Genomic DNA, 12,309 nt, shown 5'->3' with positions numbered 1-12,309 from the left:
TCCCCGCCGACCGGAACCCCACCAACGACCGCGCCGCCCCCGGAGTCGCCGCCGGTTCGAAGACGCGGGACTGGGACGGATCAGGGGCGAACGCGGGCCTCCGCTCCTCCGCCCCCGGTCGCAGGACCGTCGCGTCGCCTACCGCTGAATCCAATGTCGCCCCCCAGCGATTGGATCATGCCCGATGACCACCCGATCAGGTGATGGTCAAATCTACGACGATCCCGCAGACGGGTGAAGAGGTTTCCGGGACCGATGACGACGAATTCGACCTCGAAACGTGGTCGCGTGGGCGCGCACGGTCAGATCGACCCTGTGCACCTCCCTCGTCGACCGACGACGAGATCGGACTGGGGCGAATCGCGGAGCGGCAGCAGGGAGGGATCACGAGGACCGCCCACTCGAGGCGGGAAATCGCCGCCATCTGCGCACGACGTTTCCGACAGATGGACCACATCGGAACTCGCTATTGCCCGTCCGGCACCTTCCGTGACACTTGCGCGGCGCAGCCCGGAAGGTCGCCGCTAGAACTCATGCCGACGTCATCACCGGCCGGTCCGCGCGCCGACCGGAACCGCGCAGCAACAGCGCCGAGAGGCGATGCGTGGCCGAGCCGGGGTCGGTCGACGCCGACATGATCACGTGGTGGCGCAGCCAGGTCAGCGGATAGCGCACGCGTCCCTGGATGACGTCCCGACGCCGCAGGACGTCGGCGTGCCGTCCACGCAGACCCCGGACGAAGTCACGCTGCGCGCGGAGGTTGCGTCCGCGCGCCGCGCTGCTCGACGAGCCCGCCGCCAGCCGGAAGCGGGCCAGGGTCTCGGGGATCCCGTGGAACGCCCCCTGGTCGGTCAGGAGGACGGCGAGCGCGACGTCGATCGCGAACGGCTCGCCCTCGGGGAAGCCGCCGACCGCGTCGAAGGCCTGGCGCCGGAAGAGCATGTTGCCGGGGACGCCCACGGGGTTGCCGCCGTGGCGCACGACCCGACGGACGACTGCCGCCCGGTCCTGGCGCCCGACCAGGTCCGCGGTGCGCAGGGCGCGGTCCCTCGCCACGATCCGGTCGTCGTCGTCGACGACGTGGTGCCGGCACGACACCACGGTGACCCCGGGATCGGCCTCCATCACCGCGACCTGCCGCTCGAGGGCGTCGGGCTCGATGAGGTCGTCGGCGTTGAGCAGCTTCACCAGGGGAGCCCGAGCGAGCCCGACCGCGAGGTTGAAGTTCTCGGTCATCGGCACGGTCGTCTCGTTGCGCACGAGACGGATACGCGGGTCCGTGTAGGCGGCCACGACCTCCCCGGAGCCGTCGGTGCTGGCGTTGTCGAGCACCACCAGCTCGAAGTCGGTCAGCGTCTGCGCCAGGACGGAGTCGATCGTCCGCCCGATGTGGTCGACCTTCTGGTAGAGCGGGATGCAGACCGACACCCGCACGCCCACGCGACCACGTTCTGCGTTCGGATCAACCCCCGTACGGGGCACGGCAGACGGCTGTGACGACACACTGTTATTCTCTGTGTGATCGGTGGCAGGGTCAACGCATCCGGACCGTGCCGGCCAGGGGGAAGGGCACACACCGATGGAGCAGCGGCCACGGCCGACGACGGACACCGTTCGGAACGATGCGCGACCGGCGGGCTCCGAGATCGGCCCCGCGCCCTCGGAGATCCCGATCCTATTGATCATCTTCAATCGTGCGGACAAGGTCCGGGCGATGATCGAGCGTCTTCGCGAGCTCGCTCCGCAGCGGCTCTTCGTCGCCGCGGACGGTCCTCGGCCCGACGTCCCCGGGGACGCCGAGCGATGCGCCGAGGCTCGCGCAGCGCTCGACGGGATCGACTGGCCGACCGAGCTCCGGACACGGTTCCAGGGCCACAACCTCGGCTGCAAGGTCGGCCCGGAGACGGCGATCTCCTGGTTCTTCGACGAGGTCGAACTGGGCATCGTCCTCGAGGACGACTGTGTTCCGGAGCCGGAGTTCTTCCCGTTCTGCGCGGAGCTCCTGACCCGCTACCGCGACGCGGACGAGGTCATGATGATCTCGGGGCACAACGCGGCGGGAGCCCTCGACGGCGTCTCCTCGAGCTACGTCGTGAGCCGGACCGCCCCGACGTGGGGATGGGCCACGTGGCGCCGCGCGTGGCAGCACCACGACCCGGAGATGGCGGCGTGGGACTCGGCGGACGTGCGCGCCGAGCTCAGCCGGCGCCTGCCCGCCACCGAGTACCGACTGACCCGCCGCCGCTTCGACCTCGTGCGCACGGGTCGCCTCGACGCCTGGGACTTCGCCTGGGCCTTCGCGATGCTCCGTCGCGACGGACGGTCGTTGATCGCCACGCGGAGCATCGTGACGAACACCGGTTTCGGAGCGGACGCCACGCACACCCGCACCGCCTGGGCGTCGGCACAGGGGCGGGTCGACGCCGACCGGCCGGCGGCCGAGCTGCTGCCGCTGCGTCATCCGTCGACACCGGAGCCGTCTGCCGCCGTCGAGGCCGCGATCTTCCGCGCCCGCTTCCCCCTCAGCCGTCAGATCATGACGCTGCTCCCGGCCGGTGTGAGCCGAGCAGCGCGGGACATCGTCCACCGGACGTCCCGGTTCCTGCCCCAGCCCGCCCGTGAGCACTCGGAGGCACCGTGACCGACCCACAGCGATCGACCACGGGCGAGGAGGTGGTCACCTCCGACCTCTGCGTGGTCGGGGCCGGACCGGCCGGTCTCACCATCGCCCAGCAGTTCGACGGAACCGACGTCTCGGTGACCCTGCTCGACAGCGGTGGCGAGGAGGTCGACCGCCAGGTCCAGCGGCAGAGCCGCGGGGAGAGCGACGGATACCCGATCCATCTGCTCCACCGCTCGCGACAGCGAGCCTTCGGAGGCACCCTGCGTCACCCGGAGCTGGCCGACGAGGGCTGGGCCTCCCGACCGCTCGACCCGATCGACTTCGAGGCCCGACCCGGCCGTCCCCACTCCGGGTGGCCATTCGATCGGGAGCACCTCGAGCCGTACTACGCCCGCGCACACGAGACGTTCGGCATCGGGCCCTACGACTACGACCCTCGATCGTGGTCGGGCGGGGCGGCCGACCCCCTGCTGCCCCTCGAGGGCTCCGAGATCGACAGCACCGTCTTCCGCTACGGGCCCGTCGAGTTCGCCGAGGCACGTCGCCGCCTGACGGCGTCGTCCACCGTGCGGCTCCTGCTCCGGACCCGCGTCGTCGATCTGCGGGTCGACCCGACCGGTCGGCGTGTCGACTCCGTCGCCGCGGTCCGCCCCGACGGGTCGCGGTTGACGGTGCGCGCGCGTCTCGTCGTCCTGGCGACGGGAGGGATCGAGAACGCCCGCCTGCTCCTGTCCGCCGACGGGGGCCGAGGCCTCGGCAACGAGCACGACCTCGTCGGGCGATTCTTCTCGGAGCGCCTGTCCGCGCACGCAGGCCACGTGGTCGCCGAACGTCCGGACCTCCTGGACACGACGACCTTCTACACCCAGCACCGGGTGCGGCGATCGCTCGTCTTCGGCGCCCTCCGCGTCAACGACAAGATCCAGCGCGACCGTGAGCTGGGCAACTGCGCCTTCTTCATCGTCCCGCGACCGGCGTCGGTGACGACCGGTTCGGTGCGGGCGCTCGCCGCTCTCCGCAAGCTCGCGACCCGCCGGCCGCTCGACGAGAAGACCTCCGCGCATCTGCGGAGCCTCGTCCGGGGAGCGGGCGACCTCGGGGACTTCTTCACCAGCCGCCTGCGATCCGTGCCGGAGGTCCTCACCGTGCGGGCCCAGGGTGAGCAGGCCCCGAATCCGGAGTCCCGGGTCACCCTCGGCACCGCGCGGGACGACCTCGGGATGCCCGTCCCGCGTGTCAGCTGGCGGATCCAGGACTCGGACCGGGCGTCGATCGCGACGTCGTTGCGGATCCTCGGGGAGGTCCTCCACGCCGGTGGTCACGGGCGTGTCGTGAGCGTCATCGACGATCCGGACACCACTGCCCTGTGGGAAGGCAATCACCACCACATGGGGACGACGCGCATGCACGCGGACGCGCGGCAGGGCGTGGTGGACGCCCGGTCCCGGGTGCACTCGCTGGACAACCTGTACGTGGCGGGCAGCTCGGTCTTCCCCACCTACGGGGCCTCCAACCCGACACTCACGATCCTTGCCCTGGCACTACGGCTGTCCGAGCATGTCGCCGAAGAGCTCGCGGGCCACTGACCCCGGAAGGACCGTCGACGCCTTGTCTGTCTCCCGACGCACCCTGCTCGTCGCCGGCGGCGCGTCACTGGCCGGGGTGGCCGCCGTACGACTGGTGGGCGCCCTGGGTGGCGAGGGTGGCCGTGCGCCTGGCACGGCTCGACCCCCGCAGTCCCCGTCCGGACCTCCGTTGCTGAACGGCATGGTGGCGAACGTCCGTGACTTCGGAGCCGCGGGCGACGGCGTGACCGATGACAGCGGTGCGGTGCGACGGGCGCTGGTCGAGGCGAACGCCGCGCGCGGGACCCTGTTCTTCCCTGCCGGCACCTACGCCTACGGCCTCGGTGGCCCGTTCGAGCCGGCCGAGGGGGTGACCGTCGCCGGGGAGCCGGGACGATCGATCCTGCGCTTCCAGCCCCCGTCGACCGGGGAGTTCGCCTCGTTCTCCCGCCCCCTCGCCTCACGCGTCACCTTCGACGGCCTGGTCCTGGAGCGGGCCGCTGACTTCCCGTGCGTGTTCCTCGCGGTGCCCGCGATCACTCAGCTCACGCTCTCGCGGATGTCCTTCGTCGGGAACCAGGACAGGTTCACCGGTTCCTACTGCCATGGCGTGCAGCTCGGTGTGGAGAACGGCGGCACGACGAGCGGCCTGCGCTGGACCGACTCCGTCGCCACGACCATGACCTACGCGCTGTTCCAGACCAACGACTCCACCGCCGTCACCGAGGACGTGGAGGTCTCGCGCTGCCGCTTCGCCGGGAACGCGGACACCGACCTCGAGTTCAACAGCCCGAAGGGCGCCACACGCCGCGTGCTGGTCGAGGACTGCGAGTTCCGCGACCACGGACCGCAGGGGTTCGCCGTCGGGCTCGCGACGTGCACCGACGTCACGATCCGGCACAACACCATGGCGCAGCTCTCGCTCGAGGCGATCCACGTGGAGGACTACAGCGAGAACGTCATCATCACCGGCAACCGGATCATGGCTGCTGGCCTCGCGGGTTACTCGCACGTGCAGCTCATCGGAGGTGCTCGGCGCATCACGGTCACGGGGAACGCCTTCGACGCGAGCGCCAACACCAATGCGATCTCGGTGGTGTACGCCCTGGCCGGAGGGTCCGAGCCCACTCCTGGTGGTCGGCCGGTCGCACCGCCGTCGGGCGTCGAGGTGACCGACAACGATTTCGTGCTCGCCGAGAAGGTCAGCGCGGTGACCTTCGAAGGTGTGACGGGGGGAGCCATCCGCGACAACCGGTTGAGCGGCCCGCGCGTCACCGCCGGTGAGCCGAGCACCGCGATCGCCACCACCGACAGCACCGGGATCGCGGTCGGCGGCAACACCGCCGACGGCGAGGCCTTCTGAAGGGCATCGTGAGGATCACCGAGGTACTCCTGCAGCCCACCATCGGCGGAGCGGAGACGTTGGTCGCCGGTCTCGCGAGACGGTGGAGCGCCGCGGGCGACGAGGTGGAGACGATCTACCTCGACCCACCCGGCGCTCCGACCGGGCGGGCGGCACGACTACGCCGGCTGTCCCGCGCGCTCGAGCGGATCGCCCCCGATGTCGTGCACGCGCACTCCGCTCTGCCCAACATCTACGCTCGTCTCGCCGCTCGGGGCCGCTGGCCCACGGTCACCGTTCTGCACGGCGCGGGAGCCAACTTCGACGTCCCGAGCCTGAGCGCGGCGGAACGCCTGCTCGCCCGCTGGACCGGCCACGTGGTCGCGGTCAGCGCCGATCAGGTCGCCGAGTACCGGGCGCGCTTCGGCGGGTCGACCCCGGTCACGCTGATCCCGAACGGTGTCCGGGAGGACCTCGTGACCCGGAGCGAGCCGTCGCCCCGCCTGGCGATCGCGGCATCGCTCTGCCGCCTCGAGCCGCAGAAGCGCATCGACGTGCTCACCGCGGGATGGGCCGGGGCGGACCTCGACGGTGCCGAGCTGTTGATCGCCGGGTCCGCTCGCGACGACGAGACCCATCGACAGGCCGCCGCGTGGATCGCCGCCTGCCCGAACGCACGAGCGTTGGGCGACGTCGGCGATGTCCCGGACCTGCTCTCGCGCACCGACCTCCTGGTCCACGCCGCCGACGTCGAGGCACATCCGCTGGCGCCTCTCGAGGCCGCCGTCGCCGGGGTTCCGGTCATCATGAGTGACCGGGTCGCGGCCACCGTGCCCGACGTACCGGCGGCGGTCTTCCGGGCCGGTGACCCGCACGACCTCGCGGACGTGATCAGGAGGGTTGCGGCGGACCACGCCCGCGTCTCCCGGATCGCCCTCGAGGCAGCCCCCGTGCTCCGTGCACGGTTCTCGCTCGCGGCCAGTGCCGACGGTCATCGGAGGGTCCTCGAGGACGTGGTGGCCCGACATCCGGCTCGCGGATGCCCCGAGCGCCGCGTTCATCGTGCGCACCGGTCCTGAGCGGTTGTCGACATGCCACCGGACAGCACGATCGCCGGCGGCCCGGGTCGGCCGCTCGCGAGTGCCGGCGATGTTCCGAGCACAGGGGATGGAATACCAGGCCCGTTCCGCTATCGTGCGGGTTCCGAGCGCGCCACTCGGCGTGGATGAGTTCGACGGAGTGGCAATCAGAATGTCGGTGGGGGGGACTGTCGACTCTGTTGCGGTTCTGCGCCGCGATGGGTCGCCGTCGGACGAGCGGGTGCCGTATCAGGTACCGGCTGCCCTGATCCTGCTGGCGGCTCCGTTCCTGCGACCCAACCTCTTCGGCGAGCAACTCGCTCTCGTCGGCATCGGCATCGTCGCGGCAGCAGTGCTCTTGGCTCTGCTGCGGCGTGGAGGAGGCCGGACGGCCCCGGACCTCGCTCCCGGGCGCCGGGCCTGGGTCCTCACGACGTTCCTCGGGCTCGCTTACCTGTGGATCCTGTTCCGCGAGGCCGCGACCGGGGCCGGGTCCGGCCTGCGCACATCGTTCCAGGACATCGTCTTGACGGTGGGATCGACGGTCGGGGTGGCGATGGTGTGTCGTGACCCGCGAGCGGCGCGGTGGATCTCCGGCGGCTTCGTCGCCCTGATCGTGATCATGTGCGCCTCATACACGGTCACGGCCTTGATCTGGGCCGTCTTCGGTGTGGGGACCGCACAGATCGGCGTCTTTCCGGTCGGCGACCTCGAACCCCAGCCACTCTTCTTTCCACTCACCGTGAGCTATTCGGAACAGACCGTGTTCGGGACGGCTTTGCCTCGCTTCACGGGGATCGGGCGCGAGTCCGGGTGGATGGCCATGTATTGCGCCGCCGCCTACTTCATGGCGGCTCAGCTCGGTATCCGGCGTTGGTGGATGACCGCGTTGCTCGTGATCGGACTGCTGGGATGTATCTCGACCGCCGGGTTCGGGATTTTCGTCGTCGTGTGGGCCTATGACGCCTTCCTCCGGCCTCGGGGTCACGGTATTCGACTGGGCGCCTATGTACGCCAATTGTCAGGAGTGGTCGTGCTCGCGGGCGCGGCGTGGCTCGCGGTCGCTGCGCCCGTTCTCGGGCTTGCTGCCAAGCGCGACCAGAACGAGATGTCCCTCGACGAGCGGTCCCGCGCCACCGAGGTCGGATGGCAGGCTCTGTCGACGAACCCCTGGGGCGGTCGGTCGTCGGTCTCCCAGGCCGGTATCAACCTCATCTCCGACATCGCTGTCAGCGGCCTGCCGTTCGTCCTGCTCGTGGTCGCCGCCCTGCTGGTCCCGGTCACCCTCCGAGGCGGGGCGGGCCAGAGCGGCTCGATCGCCTTCGTGGTCATCCTGACCCTCCTGCTCGCCCAACCAGCCGCGGGCTCTTCCTGGGCCTTCTGCCTCGTCGTCGTCGCGCTGTTGGTCGACGACGGGGGCGGCAACCCGAGTCCCGCGAGGAGCCCATGAGCGTCCGCGATTACGTCACCCTGCTGCGGGAGAGCTGGTGGATCATCTGCACGGCGCTGGTGGTCGGCATCGCACTCGCGACCGGCGTCACGGCGCTCATGCCGTCGGTCTACGCGTCGAATGCGACGTTCTACGTCTCCACCCCGACGGAGACCGACAGCGCCTCTGCGTATCAGGGCGCGCAGCTGTCGCAAGGGCGTCTCGCCTCGTACAGCGAACTGCTGACGGGCGGTCGCGTCGCGGCCGACGCCTCGGCGGCGCTCGGGGGCAATCCGTCGCCTGGCGAGGTGCAGGCGTCCGTGACGTCGGAAGCCACCGAGGAGACGGTGATCTTGTCGATGACCGTCACCGGGTCGTCGCCCGAAGAGGCGAACCGCGTGGCGAACGCTGTCACCGCTTCGTTCCTGGGCCTCGTCACCCAGCTCGAGACACCGCGTGGAGAAGGCCCTCAGCCACCGCGTGTGCTCACCGATGTGGTGCTGCCTCCGACGACCCCGACCGCTCCCGTGAGCCCGCGGCTCACCTTCAACCTCCCCGTCGGGGCCGTGGTCGGCCTGATCATCGGGATGGGGATCGCCATCGTCCGTCGAACCCTCGACGTGTCGATCACATCCGCTGACGAGCTCGAAGAGGCCCTCGACGTCGCGGTGCTCGGGGACATCCCTGCCGACCCGGAGACATCCCTGTCCCCGGTCGCCTCTCTCGAGGAGTCGTCACCGCTCGACCGTCGCACGTGGCTACGGGCCGAGGCCTACCGCCGGATCCGCACCAACTTCGAGTTCGGGAACGTCGACGACACCTTTCGCGTCGTCCTCGTGACCAGCGCACTGGCGGGCGAGGGCAAGACCACCCTCGCCCTCAATCTCGCGACCGCGCTCGCCGCTACCGAGAAGCGGGTCCTCTTCCTCGAAGGAGACCTCCGACGACCGTCCGCGACGAGCCTCCTCGGCCTCGAGCACTCCGTCGGGCTCACCACGGTGATGACCGGCGCGGCCTCGCTCGACCTCGCCATCCAGTCGTGGAAGCCAGGCGGGATCGACGTGCTCGCCGCCGGTCCTCGCCCGCCGCGTCCGAGCGAGCTGCTCGCCTCACGCAAGACCGGGAGCATCCTGGAGGAGCTCCGGCAGCGGTACGAGATCGTCATCATCGACTCGCCGCCCCTGGTGCCGGTCACTGACGCGGCGAATCTCGGCGCTCACACCGACGGTGCCATCATGGTCTGCCGTGCCGGCTCCACATCCCGCCAGGAGCTCGACCAGGCCGCCAAGCTGCTGCGCTCGGGAGGGATCCCGATCGTCGGCGCGGTGCTCTCCGGCGTGCGGGTCACCCCCTCGACGTCACGGAAGATGTACGAGGGGCAGCACGAGGTCTCGGGGATGGACGAGAGCCACCGGCAGCTCCAGCTCCCGGGAGGACCAACGGCGGGGCCACCCGCAGCGCGGCCTACGCCGTCACCGAGACCGCGAACCCACGGGCCGCGGCCGCCCGGGGCCCAGGTGTCCGGCCCGGCGCACGCAGCTCCCGATCCCGTGATCGGGACCGCCGGGGGTGCGGCGGCCGATGCGACCGGCCCCGCCATCGGCTCGGTCCACCGCGAATCGGCCTCGTCACGCTTCGTCGGGATGATCGACCTCGCGCCTCGGAGGACTCGTCGCCTTCCCGAGCCGAACGGATCGCACAGCGAGCGCAAGGTGGATCAGGATGTAGACCTGGCTGAGCCCGAAGCCGATGGCGGCACCGACCGCCCCGCCGACCGTCGCGAGAACGAGCGTGGCGACGAGGCCGATCCCTAGCCCGATCGAGATGGCGATGGCCGTGATGCCCTGACGTCCCCGGTTCTGGAGGATGATGGACATCGGTTGGTTGAGCGTCGAGACGACGGACCCGAGCGCCAGAACGGACAGGACCACGCCGGACGCCGCGTACTCCGGACCGAGGAGCACCGGGAGCAGAGGCGGACCCACCAGCGCTGCTCCCAGAGGCGCGGCGGCGAGGAGCCACGCGATACGGAACACACGACGTTCCTCGTGACGCAGGGACAGCTCGTCTCGGCGCGCTCGCGCCAACCACGGCGCGGCCACGAGTCCGAGCGAGGTCGCCAGGAAGCCCAGTGGCCCGAGCAGGCGCCCGGCAGCGGCGTAGAGACCGGCACCGGCCGCACCGGCTCCGAGCGCGACCAGGGGTGTGTCGAGCTGTTGCGCCGAGGCGGCGAGCGACGCAAGACCGTAGGAGATCGCGGCCCGGTAGTACGGCGCGGCCTCCCGCTGGCTCGTGGGTCGCGCTGAGCGCGCACCGAGGAACACACGGGCGAGGACCGCTTCGAGGAGGAAGGCGGCGACGAGCGCCAGCGGAAGAGCGAGATCGGGGTGCTCCACGGCGACCATCAGCGCGACGACGGCCAGCCCGACAGCGCGCCCGCTCACCTGGGCCGTCGCCGCGAGGGTGAAGCGTTCGCGCGCGCGGAGCAGTCCGTTCCCGGTCTGCGCCTCCCACATCACCACCCCGAGGCAGCCCAGGAGGAGACCCGTGGCCACGGTGGGAGCGATCGCCAGGCAGGCCGGGAACGTCGCGAGGGCGAGCACCGGGGTCCATCGACGCTTGGCGCCCACGATCGCTGCGGCCCGCTGTCGTTCCAGTGCCCCGGCGGCGACCTCGCGGATGAGGAGTGCGGTGAGGCCGGCGTCGAACACCGTCGACCCGATGGTTGCCACGGCCACACAGGTCGCGATGAGCCCGAGCGTCGCGGGCGTGATCGCTCGCGCCCCGACGAGGTAGATCAGCCCGACGATCAGCTGTCCGGCCGCCAACGCGCCGGCCACCCCGAACAGACGACCGAGGAGCAGCCCGAGGGCACGCCGCGTGCGCCCGTGGCTCGCGGGATCGACGGCTCGTGCGTTCACGGGGCAGAGGTCCTCGGCCCGTCCGGGGTCCGGGTCGCAGAGTTCGTCATCCAGGAGCCCCCGGTCATCGCCGATCGACCGCGTCGTCGGGTTCGAGCATGCCCCGGACGAAGTCGTCGACGCCGAGGTCACGGGCCGCGGCCCTTGCGGCGGCCCCGTACTGCTCGCGACCGTCGAGCAGCTTCCTCAGGGCCTCGGCCACGGCGGCGTGGTCCTCGGCGCGAACGCCGAGTCCGGCCCCGGTCGTCTGCAGGACGGTGGAGACCCATCCGCGATGCGGCCCGAGCACCGGGATTCCTCGGGCGCCCGCCTCGGCGACGATCCCGCTCGGGGCATCGTTGTCGTGCAGCACGGCCACGACGTCGACGGAGCGGAGAGCTGCGTCGAAGTCGGACTGGTCCACGAATCGGTCGTCGACCTCGAGACGTCCGAGCGTCCGCAGGCGCTCGGCGTCCGGGTCGGTCCGGAGCCATGCCCGGACATCCGGTTCGCACCGACCCACCAGGACGACGTCCAGAGCAGGGATCTCGGAGGCGGCACGAACGAGCTCGGGCACGTTCTTGCGCGCGCTGATGACTCCGAAGACGCCGACCCTGCTCCGCCCCGACCCTCGCGTCCTCACCGCGGTCTCCTCGGTGGCCGTGATCGGGTCGCGCACCGGTGCCACACCGGGGAAACCGGGACGGCGCCCGACCACCCCGAACGCATCGGTCAGGAAGCGGACGCGCACGCCCCGCAATCGGCGCAGCACCGCGACGGCGGCCGGCTTGACCAGCATGCCGAGCGTGGGACGTTCGGGACCGCCGGGCAGCGCTGTCCGCATGAGCAGAACGGTGACGCGCGGACGCGGCGATCGCGAGGACGTCCCCCACAGTGCCCTGACGAGGGCGAGCACGGCCTTGTCACCGTCCGGGACGACGATGTGCCCGACACCGAGCGCGCCGGCCACTGCGACCGCCTCGGCGATCGCGGTCCCGTGGTCCACCGCGCCGAGCTGAACGATCGGGAAGGACACGTCACCGAGGTGCGCGGCGAACTCCGGCGATCCCACCACGCGCCGGGAGGTCAGCAGGAGACGGTGCTCCTCGGGGAGGGCTTCGAGGAGCAGCCGGACGTAGAGCAGTCGATGCCCGAGAGGGTCCAGCTCGACGACTGCTGTCGCTCGGGAATGGTCTACCACGCTTCGTCCCCCGCGATCGCGCTCGAACCTGCGCGCTCCGCGCAGCATAAGCCGGTCCGAATCTCCGTCGACGCCGGCGTCACCGCCCCCGAGGACCACGCGGTGTCCGCAGCTCGGTCAGCGTCCGCGGGCGAAGAGGACCTCGCTGATGGTGCGCAGCAGGACCTTCG

The 12,309-nt window shown here is 71.0% G+C and carries 9 protein-coding genes and 1 pseudogene; 7 read left to right on the top strand and 3 right to left on the bottom strand.

Annotated features, from left to right (window positions below):
* Positions 1-531 precede the first annotated feature (531 nt).
* Positions 532-1,440, bottom strand: a complete 909-nt coding sequence (locus tag PHK61_RS31070; protein WP_274284909.1) for a glycosyltransferase family 2 protein — start codon at positions 1,438-1,440, stop codon at positions 532-534.
* Between the two features lie 274 nt (positions 1,441-1,714).
* Between PHK61_RS31070 and PHK61_RS31065 the strand changes: the two genes are divergently transcribed.
* The 6 genes and pseudogenes from PHK61_RS31065 to PHK61_RS31970 form a co-directional block, all read left to right on the top strand.
* Entirely contained in the window at positions 1,715-2,641 is a 927-nt protein-coding gene (locus PHK61_RS31065) for a hypothetical protein (RefSeq protein WP_274284908.1), read from the top strand.
* The gene (locus tag PHK61_RS31060; RefSeq protein WP_274284907.1) at positions 2,638-4,209 is read left to right on the top strand and encodes a GMC oxidoreductase; all 1,572 of its coding nucleotides are present in this window, start codon (positions 2,638-2,640) and stop codon (positions 4,207-4,209) included. The genes PHK61_RS31065 and PHK61_RS31060 overlap by 4 nt, the downstream gene beginning before the upstream one ends.
* Positions 4,181-5,551: a right-handed parallel beta-helix repeat-containing protein gene (locus tag PHK61_RS31055; protein WP_337994021.1), complete on the top strand. Its 1,371-nt coding sequence runs from the start codon at positions 4,181-4,183 to the stop codon at positions 5,549-5,551. The genes PHK61_RS31060 and PHK61_RS31055 overlap by 29 nt, the downstream gene beginning before the upstream one ends.
* An 8-nt stretch (positions 5,552-5,559) precedes the next feature.
* Complete coding sequence (locus tag PHK61_RS31050; RefSeq protein ID WP_274284905.1) at positions 5,560-6,609, top strand: glycosyltransferase family 4 protein; 1,050 nt, start codon at positions 5,560-5,562, stop codon at positions 6,607-6,609.
* Between the two features lie 88 nt (positions 6,610-6,697).
* Complete coding sequence (locus PHK61_RS31045; RefSeq protein ID WP_274284904.1) at positions 6,698-8,059, top strand: hypothetical protein; 1,362 nt, start codon at positions 6,698-6,700, stop codon at positions 8,057-8,059.
* Positions 8,056-9,387: pseudogene (locus PHK61_RS31970) on the top strand (tyrosine-protein kinase domain-containing protein); the annotation flags it as partial. The gene PHK61_RS31045 and the pseudogene PHK61_RS31970, both read left to right, overlap by 4 nt.
* A 279-nt stretch (positions 9,388-9,666) precedes the next feature.
* On the opposite strand, the gene PHK61_RS31035 reads toward PHK61_RS31970, so the two are convergent.
* Complete coding sequence (locus PHK61_RS31035; protein ID WP_274284903.1) at positions 9,667-10,959, bottom strand: lipopolysaccharide biosynthesis protein; 1,293 nt, start codon at positions 10,957-10,959, stop codon at positions 9,667-9,669.
* Between the two features lie 64 nt (positions 10,960-11,023).
* Complete coding sequence (locus PHK61_RS31030; protein WP_274284902.1) at positions 11,024-11,782, bottom strand: glycosyltransferase; 759 nt, start codon at positions 11,780-11,782, stop codon at positions 11,024-11,026.
* A gap of 99 nt (positions 11,783-11,881) precedes the next feature.
* On the opposite strand from PHK61_RS31030, the gene PHK61_RS31025 reads away from it, so the two are divergent.
* On the top strand, positions 11,882-12,309 hold a 428-nt coding region (locus PHK61_RS31025; RefSeq protein WP_274284901.1), incomplete at its 3' end, for a hypothetical protein.

Origin of the sequence: Actinomycetospora lutea (genome assembly GCF_028737205.1) — a bacterium.
In the GTDB taxonomy this organism is placed as follows: Bacteria; Actinomycetota; Actinomycetes; order Mycobacteriales; family Pseudonocardiaceae; genus Actinomycetospora; species Actinomycetospora lutea.
This window is presented reverse-complemented; position numbering and strand designations above follow the sequence as displayed.